A 20,264-nucleotide genomic window follows, 5' to 3' on the forward strand; every position below is an offset into this window, starting at 1 on the left:
AGAACGAGAAGGGCCGCGACTCACCGGAGTCGCGGCCCTTCCTGCGTTTCAGGTCAGCTGATGCCGTGGTCGCTCAGCAGCGCCCACTGGCTCCAGCCCGCCTTCTCCTTGTAGAAGCGGCGGATCAGCTTGCCGTCGTCGGTGCGCGCGAAGACCTCGACGGTCTTGGTCTGCGCGTGGTACATCGCGCTCGGCGCCTCGGCGACCTTCGTGTTGCCGAGCTTGGCCCACGTCGTGAAGCCGTTGGCGGTGGCGCGGGAGTGCTCGACGATGCCGCCCTCACCGAGCTGCACGACGTCGATCGAGCCGGTGGTCGTGTTGAACACCGCCGACGGAGCGCCGGTGCCCTTGCCGCCCAGCGACTTCCAGACACCCGCCGCGTACTGCTCGACGCTGCCGGACGCGGTGCGCACGAAGACCTGGTCGACCGCGACGCTCGGGTCGCTCACGATCTTCGTCTCGCCCTGGTCCTGCCAGGTGGTGCCGTCCCACTTGACGAGCTTGTCGTCGGCGGAACGCGCGTAGACGTCCTTGTCGGCGACGGCCGGGTTGCCCTGGATCCTGCGGTCGCCCAGCTGCGCCCACTTGTCCGTGAAGCGCAGCAGCACACCGTCCGCGCCGCGCGCGAGCACCTCGACGGCCTTGCTCTTGTCGTTCCACACCAGCACGGGCTCGCCGGCCACGGCCGTGTCGCCGAGCGCGACCCACTTGCCGTCGACGCGGCGGTAGACCTTGCCGTCGGTGCCGCGCGCGAACACCTCGACGATCTTCGTCTGCGGGTTCATCAGCGCGACCGGGTCACCGGCGAAGAGCTCTGGCCCGAGCTGCTGCCAGCCGTTCCAGCGGCTCGTCTTGTGGAAGTTCGTGATGATCGTGCCGTCGGCGGCGCGGGCGAAGACCTCCAGCTGCTGCTGCCCGGTGTTGGAGATCTGCGGGCCGGCGTTGACGACCGGCTTGTCCGTCACCGGGGTCTCGCTGGTGGTCTTGTCGCCACCGGCCTCGACGAGGCCGTTGTAGCGCAGCGGCACGTACTGGCGCGCGGTGGCGGCGCTCCAGACCCGCTGCACCGGGCGAGAGCCGTCCGGGCCCGCCTGCTCGCGCACGATGGGACGCGTCTTGGCCGCGTCGGCCCAGCCGATGAACAGCGCGACGTGGTTCTCGCGGTCGTTGAGCGCGTCGCCGGGACGGAGGTCCTCCCAGTCGATGCGGTGCGCGACCTGCTCGAGGATGTGAGTCGTGTAGGACATGCGCAGGCCCCAGGCCATCGACACGAAGCCCGAGCAGTCCGTCCGGTAGGCGCCGTACCTGTTGCCGAAGCAGTCGCTCTGGCTGTAGGGCACACGGGCGCTGATCCACGTGCGCGAGCGCGCCAGGATCTCGGCCCGCGTGATCTTGGAGTTCGCCGCGTACGTCCCGCAGCTGACCCCGCCCTCGGCAGCGGCGACCGCGACGTCTGGCATCGCCAGCGTCGAGCCGAACGTGATGGCCGCCGCGGCGGCCGCCAACATCCCCCACGATCTCATGCCGGTCACCGTAGCAAGGTGATGTGAAGTTTTGGTCCAGTCGAACGTCCCTAGTTCGGTCCCTCCGCCCGGTCGGGTGATGATCCTGAGCTGCGGGTCGCCGCCTGGTGGCACGAGGTGAGCGGGCCGGTCAGGACCTCTCGGCGCCTTTCAGCCGGTCAACGGTGAAAGGCCGCCCGAACCCGCGGGCGGCGAACTCCGCCCGAGCGGCCGCCGCGATGCCGCCCGCACGGGCGAGGTCGCCTTCCTCCACGGCCAGGAGCGCGGTCACCGGTTGCACAGTCGGCTGGACCGTTCACGCTTCGAGAACGTTGACGTAGCGGCGTGGCGTGTACAGCCGCGCCCCGGTCTCGTAGGGGTAGGTGACGGAACGCAGGCGGGTGCGGTGACCACCCGCCTGTTCGTACGCCCAGTACCGGCCGGATTCCTCCGCCCACGCCGCGAAGATCACGACGTGCCGGGTCTCCCTGGTGCCTTCCGAGCGGATGATCACATCCCCCGCCCTGAGCTCCTCCGGCGTGATCAGGCTGCTCACGAGAACCAGGCCGCGCGTGTCCTGCCCACCGTGCCGGGCTTCCGGTTTGCCGGGCAGTCCCCACGCCATCGACACGAACCCGGAGCAGTCGGCGCGGTAGATGCCGTGCTCGTTCTGGTGAAACCTCGTCTGGCTGTACGGAACCGAGTCGCGCAGCCACGAACAGGCGCGCTCCACGATCTCGGAGCGGCTGATCAGGCGGCCGGCGGCTCGTGCGGTGGTCACGCGCCCATCGTCGGCGCGCGACCTCTAAAACTCCTGCAAGCTGTCTATAAGATCGGCATCGGTGATCTCGGCGGTCACCCAGGCGAGTGGGTAGCTCAGCCCGATCGTGTCAATTTCCCTGGTCAGACGCACACCGGGCAGGACCTTGCGGGCGAGGGCGAGCATTCCCTCGTTGTCCGGCAGCACGTCACCGCGGAGCTCGGCGACACCCATCCTGGCCGCGATCGCGGTCAGCTCCTCCAGCAGACGCCTGCCGACACCCCGGCGTTGCCACAGGTCGACGACGGCGACCGCGATCTCCGCACGGCACTCGCCGGTCTTGATCACCCTGGCGATGCCGACGGGGTCGCCACCGATGAGGGCGCACACGGCCGCGTGCCGCTCGCCGTCCACGTCGACCAGCACCCGTCGGGCGGACGCGGTCAGTCGTGGCGTCGGGGCGTGAAACCGCAGGTAGCGGCTTCGCGCGGACAGTCCTTCGAACACCGCGTCGACAGCTTCCGGCGCGGTGTCGCGGTTGAGCTCGGTGACGCGCATGAGGATCGACCCCCTGAGTTCGGAATCCGAACTGTATCTGAGTTCGAAAAACGAACGCAAGGGATATCCTGTGTTCATGCCGTACGCGAGTTTCGCCAGCATGCCCTGCGCCCTGGGCCGTCCCGCGGCGCTGCTGGGCGAGCGCTGGACGCTGTTGCTGCTTCGCCAGGTCTTCCTGGGCACCCGCCGCTTCGAGGACTTCCAGACGGCGATGGAGATCTCTCGCAGCGTGCTGACAGACCGCCTCAACGTGCTGCTGCAGGAGGGCGTGCTCAAGCGCGTGCCCTATCAGGAAGACGGCCGCACACGGCACGAGTACCGCCTCACCGAGAAGGGCAGGGACCTCTACCCGGTGCTCATGGCGCTGCGCACGTGGGGTGAGAAGTGGATGGCTCCCGAGGAAGAGGAGTCGTTCCACCTGCACCACCGCGACTGCGGCGGCGGTGTGCGCGCGAAGGTCGAGTGCACGGACTGCGGTGCGGAGCTGACCGCGCGCGATGTGCAGGTGACGGCCAGACAGTGAGCTTGTACTGACAACCGTCGAAGCAGACATCGCCGGCCACGACCACGGCGCCGACTTCTTCCCAATACGCACGGCGATGCGCATGCAGGCGACGGTCTCCGTGTCGTTCGACGGCGGCCCCGAGCTGGTCGTCCGCACCCACGACGCGGACGGCCTCGCCCAGCAGGTCTCGCTGAACGTGGCCGTCCCGCCGGGTGCCGGCAGCGCCGAGGTGTCGTGGCGGCTAGAGGGCTGAGCGCCACCGAGCGGCGCTCAGCCCTTCCAGCTCCTTCGCCTCACGCGCGCCGAGCTGGGCGAACAACTCCTTGGCCCGCAACCACATCTCGTCGTCCCGCGCGGCGGCCGCGAGATCGCGCATGGTGCGCGCCTGCCAGAGCGGCAACCCCAGTTCCCGCCACTGACCCAGCGCGTCCTCGAGGAGCGCGACGGCGTCCTCGTCCTTTCCTCGCGCCAGCGCGGCTTCGCCGAGCGTCCTCGTCACCAGCGCGACACCGAACCGGTCGTGCTGCCGCGCGCACACCTCCAGGCACTCGGCCAGGAGGTCGTCGACGCCGTCCAGTTCGCCCGCCCGCAGCGACGCCTTCGCCAGCGACTGAGCCGCATACGTGGCACCGAGCTCGTCCCCCGCCTCACGCAGGATCTGCTCGGCCTCCCGGCTCAGGGCGACGGCCTCCGCGAACGCTCCCGCCGCCCGGTGGCACAGGCTGAGTCCGCGCAACGCCAGCGCTTCTCCGCGCTGGTCGTCCTGCGCCCGGTAGAGCTCCACGCACCGCTCGAACGCCGTGATCGCCTCGCCCAGGTCGCCGTGGTCGCGGTGGATCGCCCCGACGCCGTAGCTCGCCGCGGCGACGACTCCGTCGTCGCCCAACGCGATCGCCTTGTCGAGCAGCTCACGGGCGCGCTCGAACTCGGCCAGGTCGCGGTACACCGTGCCCATGCCGACGTGCGCGACGGCGAGCGTCTCGGGTTCGCCGATCTCGGCCGCGATCTCCGCCGCCTGCTGGAAGTTCGTCAGCGCCGCCGCGAAGTCGTCCTGCTCGTACCGCAGCTGCCCGAGCCCGGCCAGCAGCACCGCCTCCGCCCGCCGGTTGCCGCGTTCCCTGGCCGACCGCAGCGCCACCTCGTGCGTGCGCTGCCAGTTGCCGAACTCGTTGCGTGCCGCGAAAGGCGACGACAGCAGCGACGTGATCACCGTCGTCGTCAGCTCGTCGACGCCGAGGTCGTGGGCCCGTTCGACGGCGCGCACCACAGCGGCCGTCTCGGAGTGCAGCCAGCCGGTGGGGTCCTCCTCGACGTCCTCCGCCAGCCGCGGGTCCACCTCGATCGTGGTGTGCAGCTGAGGCCGCAGCCCCAGCGTCACGCGTGGCAGCTTCTGCACACCGGTCTCCACCAGCGCGAGCCACGTCGCGAGCGTGCGCGTGACCGCCTCGGTGACCTCCTCCGCGGGCTCCTTCGCGGCCTGCTCGGCACCGAAGAGCTGCACCAGGTCGTGGAACCGGTAGCGCACCCTGCCGATCTGGTCGACGCCCGCGACGTCCACCAGCCGCAGGTCCACCAGGTGCTCGACGACGTCTTCCGCGTCGTACGGCGAGATGTCCAGCAACGGAGCCGCGATCCACGCGCCGAAGTCCGGCAGGTCGAGCAACGACAGCAGGTGGAACGCCTTGCGGTGCCGCACGTCAAGCTCGGAGTAGTTGAGCTTCAACGACGACCGGATCGCGAGGTCACCGGTCTCCAGCTCGTCCAGGCGCCTGCGCTCGTCAGACAACCGATTGGCGAGCGTCTTCAACGGCCAGTGCGGCCGCGCCAGCAGCTTCGCAGCGGCCGCTCTGAGCGCGAGCGGCACCCCGCCGCACAGTTTCGCGATCCCTTGCGCCGCTTCTGGTTCCGCACCGATCCGCTCGGCACCGACGATCCGGCTCAGCATCTCCTCGCTGACCGTCTCGTCGAAGAAGCCCAGCTCGATCGGCTCGGCCCCCTCCAGCCCGGTCAGCCTGCTGCGGCTGGTGATGATCACGAAGCAGTTCGCGTTGCCCGGCAGCAGCGGCCGGACCTGGGCCTCGCTGCGGGCGTTGTCGAGCACGATCACCAGCCGGCGGTCGGAGACCGTGCGCCGGTACAGCTCGACACGCTCGTCCGGTGCGACCGGCTGGTCCTGGCCGGAGATGCCGAGCAGCCCGAGGAACCGCCCGATCACCTCCTGCGGCTCCAGGTCCCTGCCCGCGCCGCGCAGGTCCGCGAACAGCTGCCCGTCCGGATACGACTTCCGCAACAGGTGGGCCGCGTGCACGGCCAGCGCCGACTTGCCGGCGCCACCGAACCCGGACACGACCACGGTCGGCGTCGCGGTGCGGTCGTCCTGCCCCCCGGTGAGGGCCAGCACGCGCTTCAACGTCTCCTCGCGTCCGGTGAAGTCGCTGATGTCAGGCGGCAGGTGGTGCGGGACGACCTGCTGCACAGGCGCGACCGGCACCATCGCCACCACCGTGCGCTGCGGGGCGGTCTCGATCGTGCCGTTGAGGATCGCCGTCTGCAGGTCCCGCAGCTTCTCGCCCGGTTCGATGCCGAGCTCGTCGCGCAGGTACTCGCGGGCCTCGCGGTAGACGTTGAGCGCGTCCGCCTGCCGTCCCGCGCGGTGGAAGGCACGCATGAGCAGCTCACGCGTGTCCTCACGGGCCGGGTGCGCGTTGGCCAGCGACGACAGCCGCGTGATGGCGTCCTCGACCCGGTTCTGCGCGAGCTCGCACCGGCCGAGCCCTTCCTCGGCGCTGAGCCTGGATTCCTCGAGCGTCATCGCGTGCCCGCGGGCGAACTGCGCGTCGACACCGTGCAACGCCGGACCGCGCCACAACGAGAGCCCGTGCTGGTAGTGCGTGATGGCCGTGGCCGGGTCGTCGGCCCGTTCCGCCTGCCGTGCCGTGGTCAGGTGCCTGTTCAACTCCTCGACGTCGCTGTCGACGTCGAGGAGGTACCCCGGAGCCCTGGTGACCAGCGCCTTGCCGACCGCACGCCGCAGCGACGACACGTAGGTGTGCACCAGCGCACCCGCTGTCTGCGGCGGTGACTCGTCCCAGATCAGGTCGATCAGCCGCTCCACCGGCACCACCTGCCGCGGCTGCAGCAGCAAGGCGGCGAGCAACGTCCGCGGTTTCGGCCCGCCGAGACTCACCTGCCTGTCGCCGACCCACACCTCGATCGGCCCAAGTACGAGCGCTCGCACGCTCACACCCCCCATCCCCCGGTCAACCCCAGGCGCTACGAGGATGCCTCATCCTCGCTCATGGCGACACGTTTCAGCGTGCGAAGGATCGGCGCGGTCTCCGACTCGCGCACACCGTCAAGGCTGCCGATGCGCTCGGTCAGGTACCGGTAGAGGTCTCCACCGAGGCCGAGCTGCGGACCGCGCTGGAGGACGCGGGCTGGGAGATCACCCGCTTCGAGCCCGGCACCATCGCCGTGGCCGGCGTCGACGCCCTGCCCGCGCTGCCGGTGTGGGTCGTGGAAGCCACCGCGACGAGTCGAGATGCCTTCGCTCCCGGCAAAACGCTGCGCAATCCGGTGCGGGAGCGGTTCTATGGGAGGCATGGATCGCCGTGACTTCCTCGTGGGGACCGGGCTACTCGCCGTCACGCCGTCCGCGGCGTCGGCCGCGCAGGGTGCGGTGGACTGGGGCGCGGTGCGCCGGGAGTTCCGCCTGGACCCCGCGCTGATCAACCTGGGGCTGTTCTACCTGGCCTCGAACCCGCGCGAGGTGCGCACCGCGGTCGAGAAGATCAAACGCGAGCTGGACGCCAACTCGCACGACTGGACCGCGGCGAGGTTCGGTGAGGTGGCAGCCGCGCTCGGGCAGTACGTCGGCGGCAGTCCCGAGGACATCGCACTCGTCCCGAACACCACGACCGGGCTCTCCATCGTCTACGGGGGCCTGCGGCTCCGCGCGGACCAGGAACTCCTGCTCAACGACCAGGACCACTTCTGGCACCGGCAGGCGGCCGAACTGGCCGCGCACCGCGCCGGCGCGCGGATCCGGGTCGGCACGCTCTACGAGAACTCGGCGAAGGCCACCGAGGACGAGATCGCGACCCGGCTGAGGAGCTCGATCACGCCGCAGACCCGTGCCGTCGGCATCACGTGGGTCCAGTCCAGCACCGGCCTGCGCATGCCGGTGCGGGCCTGCGCGCAGGTCGTGGCCGAGGCGAACCGCGGACGCGCGGAGGCCGACCGCTGCCTGCTGGTCGTCGACGGCGTGCACGGTCTGGCCGCAGTCGACGACGACGCAGCGCGCATGGGCGCCGACGTGTTCGTCGCGGGCACGCACAAGTGGCTGTTCGGGCCGCGCGGCACCGGCATGGTCTGGGTGAACCCGGCGGTCGCGAACCAGATCGACCCCTTGCTGCCCGGCCTCGACGGCCGCAGCCCCACGTCGTTGCTCGGGCCAGGCGGGTTCCACGCGTTCGAGCACCAGTGGGCGGTGCCGGCGGCAGTGCGGTTCCACCAGCGTCTCGGCCGAAACCGCGTCGCGGCGCGCATCACCGAGCTCTCGACCCGGTTCAAGGACGGCCTCGCCGAGATACCCGGCGCCGTCATCCACACGCCACGCGACCCGAAGATGTCCGCGGGCATGGTGTGCTTCGACGTCGCAGGGCAGAGCGGTCAGCAGGTCGTGGATCGCTTGGCGCAGAAGCGGATCCAGATCACCACGGCGTCGTACCGGATCCCGTACGCCCGGATCGGCACGGCCATCCTCAACACACCGCAGGAGATCGACCGCACGCTGAAGGAGATCCGCGCCCTCTAGTGCGGCACTAGAACCGGGGCAGCACCGCCGTTCCCGGTGGCGCCAGCTCCACGCTGGTCGTCTCCATCATGACCTTCGGCTGGTTCATGGCCTCGTGCGCGGCCCACCCGCCCATGACGGCGACCGCGAGCAATCCGGCGGCGATGAACGGCGTCGTCGGAATCCGCCGCTTCGGCTTGGCTTCCTCGCGCGGTGCCGGCACCCACACCGTCGGCTCGTCGGCCGGTTCGGGTTCCAGCTGCCGGGCTTCGAGGAAGGCACCCGTCGCGGCGGCGCCGTCGGGAGCACGCAGCACCGGGATGCCCAGCCGTTCCGTGATCTCCTTGACCACCAACGGAATCCGCGCCGATCCACCGACGAGCAGGATGACGTCGGGCTCGCACAGCCCCGCGGCTCTGACGACTCGTTCGAGTGCCGCGACGGCCAGCTCGACGGACGGCCGGATGATCGCCTCGAACTCCAGCCGGCTGAGCCTGACCTCACGCACCTCGGCGCCGACCACGACCGGAATCCGCACCTCGGGGTAACTGCCGAGCAGTTCCTTCGCCTCGACGCAGCTCCGCACGAGCTCGGGGCTGTGCGTCCCGATCTTCGCGGTGACGTGCTCCACCACCAGGTCGTCGAGGTCGAACCCGCCGATGTCGACCCGCTCCGGCCGCCCGGCCAGCAGGAACACCCCTTGCTTGCGCAGCATGGTGACGTCCGCCGCGGTGGCACCGAAGTCGAACACGGCGACCGCGCTGTGCTCGGGCATCCCCGCGCAGGCGTCGAACGCGATCGCCGCGGCGTGCGGCGCCGGCACGAACAACACGTCCGCGCGCCCCTCGTCGATCAGGTCCTGCCTGAGCTGTTCGAGGTGCTCGTGCGGCCAGCTCAACGGGTGCGTCATCGCGACCCGGCTCGACGCCTCCCCGTAGCGGGCGGTGAGATCGTCGAGGAGCTGCGCGATCTCCTTGGCCGGGGCGTGCGGGTGCCGCCGGGCGGCGGTCGTGACCCCCCGTTCGGTGGCGACGGTGGTACCTGCGGATCCGAGATCGAGCCCAACCTGGTACGACATGTGCGGGTCACCCCTTACGCGCGGACACCCACAACACGTACGTCTCAGTTGGCCCGGTTCACCCGGCCTCCGGTGCGCAGCCGCGGCAGCACGCGTCCAGCGCTCCCCTGCGTTTCCTGGAGGAGATCGGCACCCCACACGCACAGCGAGTCCTCCCACGGATGCGCGAACGTGCCGAACCGCAGGTCGAACGTGGTGTTGATGGCGTAGTCACCGTCGCCGGCAACGGGCTCGCGCCACCTCGGCTGACCTGGCCCGTCCACGCGGCGCAGGTCGGCCGCACTCCCGAGGTGGTACGGGTCGGCCGAGAAGATCAGCTCGCCGGGTGCGGTGCACGCGGCGATCGCCTGGATCTCGGCCGCGGCGTCGAGGTGCTCCGCCCAGGTCACCGAGTCCTCCGGCTCGGCGAGGGCGGGGAAGGTGTGCGTGCTCGGCCGGAACGTGAACTTCCGCCTGAAGCGGTCCAGCAGATCCGCGTATTCGACCTCGCCGACCGGTCTGATCGGCCGCGTCGTGGGGTGCGCTCCGCCAGGCGCCCAGCGGAACTTGCGGATCGTGGTCAGCTCACGAAATCGGTGCTCCGCCACGAGAGCGCGCACCGCACTGGTGCATTCGATGAGGAGGTACCGCTGCCACCGGGGCCGGGCTGGCACGACGAAGTGCAGGAACGGACTCGTCCTGACCTTCGAGCCTCCACAGCACACCGGCGAGCTTTTGCTCGTGCCGCAACACGTACCACGTCGGGATGGCGAGGTGGTCCGCCCAGATCCGACGCGTGGCCGGACTCGCCTGCCGGGTTTCGTCGATCTCCGCCTCGCTCTGGGCGACGCGCACCCGGCCCGGCAACCGCGTGGTGGACAGGGCCTCGCTCGGCGTGGTGATCATGACGCTGACCGGCTCGTCCTCGGTGAAGCCCGCCCGCGTCAGCTGCCCGGCGAGGCCCGGCGCCGCGTGGTGCCGGTGGATCCGCCACTCGACGGGCTGACTCCGTTGTGCGGCAAGGGCCTTCTGACTTTCGACCAACGCGTCGAGGTCGGCGGACGAGGACGCCGTCCTGCTCCCGGACCGCGCCAAGGGGCGTCCGGCTGAGTCTGCGCTCGTTGTTCGCCCGAATCATGCGTTGAGGCCCATCAGGCGTTCGGCGGCCACCCGCGCACCGTCCGTGCGGATCTGCGTGCCCACCTTGGCGGCTTCCTCCGCCAGCTCGAGGGCTTCGGCGAGGACCTCGGCCGTCACAGCTTCCGCCGAGCGGCCGATGTTCAGCCGCTCGACCTGGTTGCCCCAGTAGTACTGGTCGTACATGTGGGGCAGCACGATCTGCGGTGTGCCGGCCGCCGCGGCCGTCGTGGTGGTGCCCGCGCCGCCGTGGTGCGCGATCGCGGCGACGCGGCGGAACAGCGTCTGCTGGTTCACCTCGCCGATCGCGAGGCAGTCCGGGGCGTCGTCGGTGAGCCGCAGGTCGGCCCAGCCGTGCTGGAGGACCACCCGCTTGCCGAGTTCGCGGGCGGATTCGATGGCGTGACGGGCCGTCTCCTGGGCGCCGCGCATGCTGCCGAGGCCGAAGTAGATCGGCGGTTCGCCGTCGGCCAGGAAGGCTTCGAGCTCCGGTTCGAGCGGACGTCGGTCGTCGGTCAGCCACGCACCGGTCTGCACGAGCTCGCCGGGACCTGGCCACGGGCCGAGCACCGGGTCCGCGGCGAGCCACGGGGCGTCGCCGAAGATGTGGTCGCGGACGTCGTCGATCGGGCCGAGCCCGAGCTCGGCGCGCTCGGTGTTGAGGACATCGCGCGCGAACGCGAAGAGGTGGCGTTGCTGCTCCCACTGCGCGAGGTTCTCCTCGGGAGTTCCGTTCACCGGAACACGGCCCAGCATCGCGGGCGGCGCGTGGTGCGGCGAGGGCAGCGTGTTCGCGCAGAAGCTCGTGTACACGTAGTGCGCACCGAGGCTTTCCGCCACCGAACGCGTGGCGTGCTGCAACGCGCCGCCCGCCACCAGGACGTTCGCTCCCCGCGCCGCCTGGCCGATGACCCGGAACTGTTCCCTCACCGACTCCTCGGCCAGCCTGCGCAGCTCGTCCGGCGTGCGCTGCACGGCCGTGGCGGTGCGCAGGACCGGACCGACCGGCGTGAAGTCGATTCCGCTGCCGGTGACGAGCTCCTCGAAGTCCGGCGGCGCGACGACCCGCACGTCGTTGCCCAGCTCCTTCAGCTGCACGGCCAGCGCGGTGACCGGCTGCGCCTCTCCCCGCGAACCGATCGTGGACACCAGAAACCGCATGGTGAAACCCCCTCAATCCCCTGGTCAGGGCACGAATTGTGCGGGTTGCACGGGGTCTTGCGGCAAGTCCCCCAGTGCGTTATACGTTCCAATGGGGGGAATTCCACGACAGCGCACAGCCCGCCACCCGAGCCGGAGCTCAGGCGACGGGCTGCTTCAGTCGGCTAGTGGGCGGCGTCGTCCCAGGAGCGGCCCACGCCCACCGAGACTTCCAGCGGCACCCGGAGCGGGTAGGCGTTGCCCATCTCGTTGCGGACCAGGGCCTCCACGGCCTCGCGCTCGCCGTCGGCGATCTCCAGCACCAGTTCGTCGTGGACCTGCAGGAGCATGCGCGACCGCAGGCCGGACGACTCCAGCGCGCGGAACACGCCCAGCATGGCCACCTTGATGATGTCCGCGGCGCTGCCCTGGATCGGCGCGTTGAGGGCCATGCGTTCGGCCATCTCCCGACGCTGGCGGTTGTCCGAGGTCAGGTCCGGCAGGTAGCGGCGGCGGCCGAGGACGGTCTCGGTGTAGCCGTCCTTGCGGGCCTTCTCGACGATCTCGTTGAGGTAGTCGCGAACGCCGCCGAAGCGGGAGAAGTAGGCCTCCATCTGCTCGCGGGCCTCTTCGGTCGGGATGCGGAGCTGCTGCGAGAGACCGAAGACGCTCAGGCCGTAGGCGAGACCGTAGGACATGGCCTTGATGCGACGGCGCATCTCGCCCGTCACCTCGGAGGTGGGGATCGAGAACGCCTGCGACGCCACGTAGGTGTGCAGGTCCTCACCGCTGTTGAACGCCGCGATCAGGCCCTCGTCGCCGGACAGCGTGGCCATGATGCGCATCTCGATCTGGCTGTAGTCCGCGGTCATCAGCTCCGCGTAGCCGTCGCCGACGACGAAGGCCTGGCGGATGCGGCGGCCCTCGTCCGTGCGGATCGGGATGTTCTGCAGGTTCGGGTCCGTCGAGGACAGCCGGCCCGTGGCGGCGATCGTCTGGTGGAACGTCGTGTGGATGCGGCCGTCGTCGGCGACGGACTTGAGCAGTCCGTCCACAGTGGACTTCAGTCGCGTGACGTCGCGGTGCGCGAGCAGGTGCTGCAGGAACGGGTGCCCGGTCTGCTCGAAGAGGTTCTGCAGCGCGTCGGCGTCGGTGGTGTAACCGGTCTTGGTCTTCTTCGTCTTCGGCATGTTCAGCTCGTCGAAGAGGACCGCCTGCAGCTGCTTCGGGCTGCCGAGGTTGATCTCCTTGCCGATGACCGCGTACGCCTCCTGGGCCGCGTCCTTCACGCCAGCCGCGAAGTGCGCTTCCAGCTCCGACAGGTGCTCGACGTCGATCGCGATGCCGACGGCCTCGACCTCGTCCAGCACGTTCATCAGCGGCAGTTCGAGATCGGCCAGCAGGCCGGCGCCGCCGATGGTCACGAGCTCGGCGTCCAGGCGGTCGGCGAGCTCGGCCACCGCACGCGCGCGCAGGATCGCGCCGGTTGCGACCTTCTGCGCTTCCTCGGACTCGTCGGTCAGCAGCGACAGCTGGCCGTCGCCCGACTCCTCCGCGCGCAGCTCGCGCTTGAGGTAGCGCAGCGCCAGGTCGTCCAGGGCGAACGAACGCTGGCCGGGACGCACCAGGTAGGCGGCCAGTGCCGTGTCCGAGGTGAGGCCGCGCAGCTTCCACCCGCGGGCGCGCACCTGCCGCAACGGCAGCTTCAGGTCGTGGCCCGCCTTGGCCACGCTCTCGTCGGCCAGCCACTCGGCGAGCGCCTTGTCATCGGCCTCGTTCAGCTGCGTGACGTCGACGTAGCCGCCCTCACCGGAGGCCGTGCACAGCGCGACGCCCTCGATGTCGTTGCCCACGACCCGCAACGCGAAGCCGACGCGCTGCTTGCGGGCGTGCTGGTCGAGCCACTTGGCCAGCGTGCCTGCCGGGATCGCGCCGCCGGAGACCTCGAAGCCCTCCTCGGCCTCGGGCTCCGCGGTCGTGAGGGTCTGGAAGAGACGGTCGCGCAGGACGCGGAACTCCAGCTCGTCGAACAGCCGGTGCACGGCATCGCGGTCCCACTGCCGCACCTCGAGGCCGTCGATCTGGTACGGCAGCTCCAGGTCCTTCACCAGCTCGGTCAGCTGGCGATTCATGATGATGTTCGCCAGGTTGCCGCGCAGCGCCTCTCCGACCTTGCCCGGCACCTCGTCGATGCGGTCGACCAGCTCGTTCAGGCCGCCGAACTGGTTGAGCAGCTTGATGATCGTCTTCGGGCCCACGCCCGGCGTGTTCGGCAGGTTGTCCGACGAGTCGCCGCGCACCGCCGCGTAGTCGGCGTACTGCTCGGGCCGCACGCCGTGCTTCTCCTCGACGTACGCCGGGGTGAACCGGCCCATCTCGGACACGCCCTTGACCGGGTACAGCACCGTCACCTTGTCGTTGACCAGCTGGAACGCATCCCGGTCTCCGGTGACGATCTCGACCTCGAAGCCCTGCTCCACTGCCTGCGTGGTCAGCGTGGCGATGATGTCGTCGGCCTCGTAGCCCTCCTTCTCCATCTTGCAGATCTGGAGCGCGTCGAGGACCTCGCCGATCAGGGAGACCTGGCTGCGGAACTCGTCCGGCGTCTTGGAGCGACCGGCCTTGTACTCGGGGTACTGCTCGGAGCGGAAGGTCTTGCGCGACACGTCGAACGCCACGGCGACGTGCGTGGGCTTCTCGTCCCGCAGGATGTTGATCAGCATGGACGTGAACCCGTACACGGCGTTCGTGACCTGCCCCGTCGCCGTCTGGAAGTTCTCGGCGGGCAGGGCGTAGAACGCGCGGTAGGCCATCGAGTGACCGTCGATGAGCAGGAGCCGCTTCACGTCTGAGGGAGTCACGAGCCCGAGTCTAGGGTGGGGGTCTGACACTTTCGCTTGAGCCCTTGGAGCCCGTGTGATCCCCGACCTGCCCTCCGACCTCGAAGCCGAACAGCTGGCCTCCCGCATGGGCATCGAAATCACCCGATGGGATGTCCAGGAGATGATCGGGACGATGCCGGTGAAGGGCAACCGCCAGCCGTTCGGCCTGTTGCACGGCGGCGCGAACGCGGTCCTCGCCGAACAGCTGGGCTCCGTCGCGTCGGCGATGCACGCGGCGCAGTTCGGCTCCGTCGCGGTGGGACTGGAGCTGTCCTGCACCCATCACCGGGCCGCGACCGACGGCGTCGTCACGGGCGTCGCCCGTCCCATCCACCTCGGCCGCAGCACGACGACGTACGAGATCGTCGTGACCGACGAAGAGGGCAAGCGCACCTGCACCGCGCGCCTCACGTGCCTCCTGCGCCCCAAGGCGCCCGGAGCCTGAGCACGGGGGTGGGCCCCACCCCCGACTCTGCGGTCAGCACCACTGACTCCTCCTGATCCGAACGAGATCGTGGTGCCATGACCTTCCCGACTCGATTGACAGCAGCAGCCCTGTGCGGCGCGGTGGTCGCTTTCGTCCCGGCCACCGCGTCCGCTCACGCGGGCCGCGGCGCACTCCTCGACGTCGTCCCGGTGTCCACGATGGACACCAGCCAGCTGGTCAGCTACCTGGGGGACTACGACCTGGACGCCTCCCGCGTCCGCTTCGGTGTGGACGCGAAGCGCATCGTGTACCGCACCATCGACCCGGCCGGAAAACCGACCACGGCAAGCGCTCTCGTCGCCTCGCCGCGCAACAACGGCAGATCACCGCGCCAGGTCACCTGGTTGCACGGCACCACCGGCTACCGGGGCTCGGTGGCGTCGGTCGCGGACGGCAACGACCGCGCGGCCGCGCTGCTCTTCGCCTCGGCCGGCTACCTGACCACCGCACCGGACTACCTGGGCCTGGGCACCGGCCCCGGCTTCCACCCCTACGCCGACGCGCCGTCGACCGTCACGGCGTCGGTGGACGCCTTGCGGGCGACCAGGAAGCTGGCCGCGCGGCTGGACCTCCGTCCCGACCCCCGCGTCATGATCACCGGCCACTCGCAGGGCGGCCACGCGACCATGGCGCTGGGCCAGGCCCTGCACCGCGGCGCCGATCCAGGGCTGAAGCTCGGCGGCCTGGCACCGATCAGCGGCCCGATGAGGCCGAGCCGGCTCGTCGCCCAGGGCGCCAACGACGAGATCGCGAACGGCGTCGCGTACCTGGCGTACTGGACGGTGGCGTGGAACCGGCTGCACCACCTGTACGACCACCCCGCCGAGGCGTTCAAGGACCCTTCGATCGAGGGTCTCTTCGACGGTGAGCACCGCAACGAGGAGATCTTCTCGAAGCTGCCTGGCACGATCTCCGAGCTGTTCACCGAGTCCTACCTGGCGCGCGTCAAACACCCGACCGGCGTGCTGCGCGCGAAACTGCGCGAGGCGGACGGCTACTGCGACTGGCGCCCGCGGGTGCCGGTGTCGATCTACTCGTCCACCGGCGACGAGGACGTGACGATCGAGACCTCCGCCCACTGCGACCAGCGTCTCGAGCAGTACCACGCCCAGAGCACGCTCATCGACCTCGGCGCGGACGTGAACCACGGCAGGGCCGCCAAGCTCGCCCTGCCGCGCATCCTCGCCGAGTTCGACCGCGGGTGAACGAAAGCGGGGCGGAGGACAAGCCTCCGCCCCGCTCCCGCAACACAGAACTTCAGTGCGCCTCACCGAGGTACGCGTCACGCACCCGCTGGTCGGCAAGCAGCTGGTGACCTGGACCGTCCAAAGTGGTGCGTCCGAGGTCGATCACGTAACCGTGGTCCGACAACGCCAGCGCCGCCAGGGCGTTCTGCTCCACCAGGAGAATGGTGGTGCCCAGCGACTGCAGCTCCTTGATGGTGTCGAAGATCTTCTGCGTCATGATCGGCGACAGACCCATCGAGGGCTCGTCGAGCATCAGCAGACGGGGCTTCGACATCATCGCGCGACCGATGGCCAGCATCTGCTGCTCACCACCGGAGAAGAGCCCTGCCTTGTTGTGGCGCCGCTCCCCGAGGACGGGGAACAGCTCGTAGACCCGCTCCATGTCGGCCTGCACGCCGTCGTCCTTGCGGACGTACGCGCCGAGCTGGAGGTTCTCCTCCACGGTCATCCGCGGGAAGAGCCGCCTGCCCTCCGGGCAGTGGGCGATGCCCTCGCCGAGGATCGCGTGCGCCGGGTCGTTGTGGATCGGCTTGCCCTGGAACAGGATCTCGCCGGACGCCGGACGCAGCAGACCGGAGATGGTCCGCAGGGTCGTGGTCTTGCCCGCACCGTTCGCGCCGATCAGCGACACGATCTGGCCGGCCTCGACGGTGAAAGAGATGTCGCGGACGGCCTCGATCGCGCCGTAGGCGACCGAGAGGTTGCGGACTTCGAGCAGCGCGGTCATGCCTGCTCCCCCTTCGCTGCCTCGATGTCGAGCTCGACTTCCTCCGGGGGCTTGCCGAGGTAGGCCTCGACCACCCGCGGGTCCGCCCGCACGACCTCGGGGCTGCCCTCGACGAGCAGCTCGCCCTGCACGAGCACGGAAACCGAGTCGCACAGCCCGAAGATGAACTTGATGTCGTGCTCGATGACGACGACGGACACACCCGTCTCGCGGATGCGGAAGATCAGCTGCTGCGTCGCTTCCGTCTCCTGCGGGTTCATACCCGCCGTGGGCTCGTCCAGCAGCAGCACCGCCGGGTCCGTCGCCAACGCGCGCGCGATCTCCAGACGGCGCTGGTCGCCGTAGGGGAGGTTGCGAGAGAGCTCGTCGTCCGGTCCGCGAAGACCGACGAACTCCAGCAGCTCCCGCGAACGCTCGCGCGCCGCCTTCTCCCCGCGGTGGTAGGCGGGGCCGTGGAACAGCGACGCCAGCGGGCCCTGCTTCATCCGCACGTGCCGGCCGACGAGCACGTTCTCCAGCACGGTCATGCTGGGGAACAGGCGGATGTTCTGGAACGTGCGGGCGACGCCCGCGTCCGTCACCTTCGCCGGGTCGCCGGGCAGGGTGTTGCCCTTGAGGAGCACCTGGCCCGTGGTCGGCGTGTACAGACCCGTCAGGCAGTTGAAGAACGTCGTCTTCCCCGCGCCGTTCGGGCCGATCAGGCCGACGATCTTGCCTTCTTCGAGCGTCAGGGTGACGCCCTTCAACGCCTTGAGGCCACCGAAGACCATCGAGACGTCACGCGCTTCCAAAACCGGCGTGGTCACGCCTTCGCCTCCTTCGACGCCGCGTGCACCTCGTCGACCGGCGCACCACCAACATCCTCATCAGCCAGCTCCGCCCGGCGGTGCCGGTCGGGGATCAGGCCCTGCGGACGGAACCGCATGATCAGGATCAGCGCGAGGCCGAAGATCATCAGGCGGAACTCCTCGAAGTCACGCAGCTTCTCCGGCAGCACGAACAGCAGCGACGCACCGAGCACGGCGCCCGGGATGGAGCCCATGCCGCCGAGGATGACCGCCGCAAGCAGCGTGATCGACTCGAGGAACTTGAACGACTCGTAGGACACCGTGGCGTTCTTGTGCGCGAACACCGCACCCGCGAGGCCCGCGAGCGTGGCGCCGATGAGGAACGCCAGGATCTTCGCCTGTCCGGTCCGGATGCCCATCGCACGGGCAGCGTCCTCGTCCTCGCGGATCGCGATCCAGGCCCGGCCGATGCGGCTGAACTTGAGGTTCGCGAACACCGCCATGGTGGCGGCCACGAGAAGGACGATCAGGATGTAGTAGAGCACGCCGGCGGGCAGCTTCACCGCGCCGATCGACAGCTCCCGGTTGAACTCCTTGCCGAACAACGACAGCGCCGGAATGCCCGGGATGGCGTTGGAGCCGTTGGTCATGCCACCGATGTCGTTCTGCGCGGAGCGGGTGAAGATCTCACCGAACGCCAGCGTCACGATCGCCAGGTAGTCACCGCGGACCCGCAGCGTCGGCGAACCGACGATCGCGCCGAAGATGCCGGCGACGACGGCGGCGATCACCGCGGCGACCGGGAACGGCAGCTCGATGCCGAAGTTCGCGGCGGCCGCTCCGGAGAAGTTCGCCGCGACGAGCGCGCCGATGCCCATGAACGCCACGTACCCGAGGTCGAGCAGACCCGCGAGACCGACGACGATGTTCAGGCCGATCGCGGTGGCGGCGTAGATGCCGATGTTCGCCGCGACCGTCATCCAGTACTCGTTGCCGGCGTCGGTGAACGGCAGCAGCAACGCGCACGCCGCCAGCACGATCACGCTGAACACGCGGTGCTCTTCGGACAGCACCGAGAGCCAGCGGATGAACCCGACACCGCTCAGCGCACCGAGCACACCACCGGCGAACCCGAGGAACGACAGGAAGATCGCGCCCGCGTACGGGTTCGACGTGCCGACACCACCGGTGGTCAGCATCGCGGCGACGGCCAGGAGCACGCCCGCGAACGACACCAGCAGCACCAGGTACGCGACCGGTGTGGGGGGCTTGAACTTCCACTCGCCGACCGGCGTGATGCCGTAGCCGTAGCCCGCCAGGATCGTCAGCACACCGGCGACCAGGCCGGCGACGCTGCCGAACGCGGTCGCGCCGTCGAGGGCCGTGATGGCACCGAGGCCACCGCCCTTGGCCGTGATGTACGCGCCGTTGATGAACGAGACGACCGCGACGCCCCAGCCGAGCGCCCGCACGACGCGACCCCTGGACGGGATCGGCGCGAAGGCCGCGACCAGGATGAGCACGCCGAGCAGCAGCAGGTGCCAGCGGAACCCGGTGACGGCGAACGGAGCGTCGAAGAACTGCAGCGTCGACTTGTCCGGCCAGTTGCCGTCGTTGAGGGTGAAGGTGACCCACGGCAGCAGCGCCGCGACGATCGCGAGCACACCGCCGACCGCCGCGAGCGGCTTGGCGAAGGGTGCGAGCGCGGAACGCTTGCCAGAAGTAGTGTCGACCGTGCTCATGCGCGCACCCTTTCCGGCTCACCGAACAGACCCTGCGGGCGGAAGACGAGCACGAGGATCAGCACGATGAAGATCCACACGTAGTCGTACTGGGTGCCGCCCGGCATGTACTGACCGGCCAGGGTCTTGATCAGACCGATGATGAACGCGCCGATGACCGCACCGCGGATGCTGCCGACGCCGCCCAGGACGGCCGCCGTGAAGGCGAAGATGCCGTTCTGGAAGCCCATGTCGATGTTGATGTTGCTCAGGTACCCGCCGAACATGACGCCCGCGACGCCCGCGAGCACGGCGCCGAAGACGAACGTCAGCACGATCACGCGGTCGGGGTTGACACCCATCAGCTTCGCGGTGTCGGGGTCCTGCGCGGTGGCGCGCATCGCCCGGCCCATGCGAGACCGGTTGATGTAGGTCTGCAGGAGGATCGAGAGGCCGACCGACAGCACGACGAGCAGCACGCCGGTCCACGGCACGCTGATGGTGCCGAGGGAGAGGTTGCCCTCCGGGAAGACCTTCGGGTAAGGCAGGTTCGACGTGGCGTTCGGGTACCAGACGCGCACGGCTTCCTGCAGGAACACGGACACGCCGAGCGCTGTGATCAGCGGTGCCAGCCGGGGCGCGTTGCGCAGCGGCCGGTAGGCGAACCGTTCCATGATCACGGCGACGACGACCGCGACCACGATGCCGCCGACGAACATGAGCGGCAGAGCCACGGCAGGCGACTTCTTGAGGTCGTCAGGAAGAAGCGTGAACGTGGCGAGGCCCCCGTACGAGGCCACCATGAAAACCTCGCCGTGGGCGAAGTTGATCAGCTGGATGATGCCGTACACCATCGTGTAACCGAGAGCGATCAGGGCGATCAACGACCCCTGAACGATCCCGTTCACCAGCTGTTGGAGCAGGACTGACACGACTACCTCCGTAGACGGCGGGGGCG

At 69.6% G+C, this 20,264-nt stretch carries 20 protein-coding genes; 5 read left to right on the top strand and 15 right to left on the bottom strand.

Features of this window, described 5'->3' with window-relative positions:
• Positions 1-53 precede the first annotated feature (53 nt).
• The 4 genes from C8D87_RS35985 to C8D87_RS35995 form a co-directional block, all read right to left on the bottom strand.
• The gene (locus C8D87_RS35985) at positions 54-1,523 is read right to left on the bottom strand and encodes a PLL family lectin (RefSeq protein ID WP_146771964.1); all 1,470 of its coding nucleotides are present in this window, start codon (positions 1,521-1,523) and stop codon (positions 54-56) included.
• A gap of 130 nt (positions 1,524-1,653) precedes the next feature.
• Positions 1,654-1,794, bottom strand: coding sequence for a hypothetical protein (locus tag C8D87_RS46410; protein ID WP_170166706.1), 141 nt, complete (start codon positions 1,792-1,794; stop codon positions 1,654-1,656).
• A 24-nt stretch (positions 1,795-1,818) separates the two neighbouring features.
• Positions 1,819-2,283 (bottom strand): NlpC/P60 family protein, encoded by a 465-nt coding sequence (locus C8D87_RS35990; RefSeq protein ID WP_112230284.1) that lies wholly within the window; start codon positions 2,281-2,283, stop codon positions 1,819-1,821.
• A gap of 24 nt (positions 2,284-2,307) precedes the next feature.
• Positions 2,308-2,820, bottom strand: coding sequence for a GNAT family N-acetyltransferase (locus C8D87_RS35995; RefSeq protein ID WP_170155276.1), 513 nt, complete (start codon positions 2,818-2,820; stop codon positions 2,308-2,310).
• A gap of 76 nt (positions 2,821-2,896) precedes the next feature.
• On the opposite strand from C8D87_RS35995, the gene C8D87_RS36000 reads away from it, so the two are divergent.
• Together C8D87_RS36000 and C8D87_RS46415 are read left to right on the top strand one after the other, a co-directional pair.
• Positions 2,897-3,343, top strand: a complete 447-nt coding sequence (locus C8D87_RS36000) for a winged helix-turn-helix transcriptional regulator (protein ID WP_109641027.1) — start codon at positions 2,897-2,899, stop codon at positions 3,341-3,343.
• Between the two features lie 82 nt (positions 3,344-3,425).
• Entirely contained in the window at positions 3,426-3,578 is a 153-nt protein-coding gene (locus C8D87_RS46415; protein WP_170166707.1) for a hypothetical protein, read from the top strand.
• Here C8D87_RS46415 and C8D87_RS36005 read toward each other — a convergent pair.
• Together C8D87_RS36005 and C8D87_RS46420 are read right to left on the bottom strand one after the other, a co-directional pair.
• Positions 3,567-6,563, bottom strand: coding sequence for an AfsR/SARP family transcriptional regulator (locus C8D87_RS36005; protein ID WP_170166708.1), 2,997 nt, complete (start codon positions 6,561-6,563; stop codon positions 3,567-3,569). The two genes, C8D87_RS46415 and C8D87_RS36005, sit on opposite strands and share 12 nt — an antisense overlap.
• Positions 6,564-6,702: 139 nt before the next feature.
• On the bottom strand, positions 6,703-6,852 hold the full coding sequence (locus tag C8D87_RS46420; protein WP_170166709.1) for a hypothetical protein: 150 nt from the start codon (positions 6,850-6,852) through the stop codon (positions 6,703-6,705).
• A gap of 74 nt (positions 6,853-6,926) precedes the next feature.
• Here C8D87_RS46420 and C8D87_RS36010 point away from each other — a divergent pair, with 74 nt between their 5' ends.
• A complete protein-coding gene (locus tag C8D87_RS36010) occupies positions 6,927-8,141 on the top strand; it encodes an aminotransferase class V-fold PLP-dependent enzyme (RefSeq protein ID WP_170166710.1) in 1,215 nt (404 codons plus the stop codon).
• Between the two features lie 7 nt (positions 8,142-8,148).
• On the opposite strand, the gene C8D87_RS36015 is transcribed toward C8D87_RS36010, so the two are convergent.
• The 5 genes from C8D87_RS36015 to polA all read right to left on the bottom strand — a co-directional run bounded on the left by C8D87_RS36015 (position 8,149) and on the right by polA (position 14,423).
• Positions 8,149-9,198 carry an Hsp70 family protein gene (locus C8D87_RS36015; protein WP_112230290.1) on the bottom strand — a complete coding sequence of 350 codons (1,050 nt, stop codon included), beginning with the start codon at positions 9,196-9,198 and terminating at the stop codon, positions 8,149-8,151.
• Positions 9,199-9,242: 44 nt separating this feature from the next.
• On the bottom strand, positions 9,243-9,785 hold the full coding sequence (locus C8D87_RS36020; protein ID WP_215732585.1) for a DUF2716 domain-containing protein: 543 nt from the start codon (positions 9,783-9,785) through the stop codon (positions 9,243-9,245).
• Positions 9,763-10,272, bottom strand: coding sequence for a hypothetical protein (locus tag C8D87_RS46425; RefSeq protein ID WP_170166712.1), 510 nt, complete (start codon positions 10,270-10,272; stop codon positions 9,763-9,765). The genes C8D87_RS36020 and C8D87_RS46425 overlap by 23 nt, the downstream gene beginning before the upstream one ends.
• 39 nt (positions 10,273-10,311) lie before the next feature.
• Entirely contained in the window at positions 10,312-11,475 is a 1,164-nt protein-coding gene (locus C8D87_RS36030; protein WP_112230297.1) for a glycosyltransferase, read from the bottom strand.
• Positions 11,476-11,639: 164 nt separating this feature from the next.
• Positions 11,640-14,423, bottom strand: a complete 2,784-nt coding sequence (polA, locus tag C8D87_RS36035) for a DNA polymerase I (RefSeq protein WP_109641035.1) — start codon at positions 14,421-14,423, stop codon at positions 11,640-11,642.
• Here polA and C8D87_RS36040 point away from each other — a divergent pair.
• Entirely contained in the window at positions 14,422-14,781 is a 360-nt protein-coding gene (locus tag C8D87_RS36040) for a hotdog fold thioesterase (RefSeq protein WP_109641080.1), read from the top strand. The genes polA and C8D87_RS36040 overlap by 2 nt on opposite strands.
• Before the next feature lie 77 nt (positions 14,782-14,858).
• Positions 14,859-16,028, top strand: a complete 1,170-nt coding sequence (locus C8D87_RS36045) for an alpha/beta hydrolase (protein WP_112230299.1) — start codon at positions 14,859-14,861, stop codon at positions 16,026-16,028.
• A gap of 52 nt (positions 16,029-16,080) precedes the next feature.
• Here the strand turns inward: C8D87_RS36045 and C8D87_RS36050 are convergent, their stop codons facing one another.
• From C8D87_RS36050 to C8D87_RS36065, 4 genes are read right to left on the bottom strand one after another with little or no spacing between them, the layout of a single operon-like run.
• A complete protein-coding gene (locus C8D87_RS36050) occupies positions 16,081-16,797 on the bottom strand; it encodes an ABC transporter ATP-binding protein (RefSeq protein WP_109641037.1) in 717 nt (238 codons plus the stop codon).
• Positions 16,794-17,603 (bottom strand): ABC transporter ATP-binding protein, encoded by an 810-nt coding sequence (locus C8D87_RS36055; RefSeq protein ID WP_170155279.1) that lies wholly within the window; start codon positions 17,601-17,603, stop codon positions 16,794-16,796. Before C8D87_RS36055 ends, C8D87_RS36050 begins: the two co-directional genes overlap by 4 nt.
• Positions 17,600-19,327 (bottom strand): branched-chain amino acid ABC transporter permease, encoded by a 1,728-nt coding sequence (locus C8D87_RS36060; RefSeq protein WP_109641038.1) that lies wholly within the window; start codon positions 19,325-19,327, stop codon positions 17,600-17,602. The genes C8D87_RS36055 and C8D87_RS36060 overlap by 4 nt, the downstream gene beginning before the upstream one ends.
• Positions 19,324-20,238 (bottom strand): branched-chain amino acid ABC transporter permease, encoded by a 915-nt coding sequence (locus C8D87_RS36065; protein WP_109641039.1) that lies wholly within the window; start codon positions 20,236-20,238, stop codon positions 19,324-19,326. The genes C8D87_RS36060 and C8D87_RS36065 overlap by 4 nt, the downstream gene beginning before the upstream one ends.
• Positions 20,239-20,264 lie beyond the last annotated feature (26 nt).

The sequence above is a fragment of the Lentzea atacamensis genome, from assembly GCF_003269295.1.
In the GTDB taxonomy this organism is placed as follows: Bacteria; Actinomycetota; Actinomycetes; order Mycobacteriales; family Pseudonocardiaceae; genus Lentzea; species Lentzea atacamensis.

Bases quoted from the DNA above. Each gene is read 5' to 3' on its own strand.
- C8D87_RS35995 (WP_170155276.1), bottom strand. From the start codon at position 2,820: ATGCGCGTCACCGAGCTCAACCGCGACACCGCGCCGGAAGCTGTCGAC.
- C8D87_RS46415 (WP_170166707.1), top strand. From the start codon at position 3,426: ATGCAGGCGACGGTCTCCGTGTCGTTCGACGGCGGCCCCGAGCTGGTC.
- C8D87_RS36030 (WP_112230297.1), bottom strand. From the start codon at position 11,475: ATGCGGTTTCTGGTGTCCACGATCGGTTCGCGGGGAGAGGCGCAGCCG.
- C8D87_RS36045 (WP_112230299.1), top strand. From the start codon at position 14,859: ATGACCTTCCCGACTCGATTGACAGCAGCAGCCCTGTGCGGCGCGGTG.
- C8D87_RS36015 (WP_112230290.1), bottom strand. From the start codon at position 9,198: ATGTCGTACCAGGTTGGGCTCGATCTCGGATCCGCAGGTACCACCGTC.
- C8D87_RS35985 (WP_146771964.1), bottom strand. From the start codon at position 1,523: ATGAGATCGTGGGGGATGTTGGCGGCCGCCGCGGCGGCCATCACGTTC.
- C8D87_RS36050 (WP_109641037.1), bottom strand. From the start codon at position 16,797: ATGACCGCGCTGCTCGAAGTCCGCAACCTCTCGGTCGCCTACGGCGCG.
- C8D87_RS36010 (WP_170166710.1), top strand. From the start codon at position 6,927: ATGGATCGCCGTGACTTCCTCGTGGGGACCGGGCTACTCGCCGTCACG.
- C8D87_RS36060 (WP_109641038.1), bottom strand. From the start codon at position 19,327: ATGAGCACGGTCGACACTACTTCTGGCAAGCGTTCCGCGCTCGCACCC.
- polA (WP_109641035.1), bottom strand. From the start codon at position 14,423: ATGCGGGAGGCCAGCTGTTCGGCTTCGAGGTCGGAGGGCAGGTCGGGG.
- C8D87_RS36000 (WP_109641027.1), top strand. From the start codon at position 2,897: ATGCCGTACGCGAGTTTCGCCAGCATGCCCTGCGCCCTGGGCCGTCCC.
- C8D87_RS36040 (WP_109641080.1), top strand. From the start codon at position 14,422: ATGGGCATCGAAATCACCCGATGGGATGTCCAGGAGATGATCGGGACG.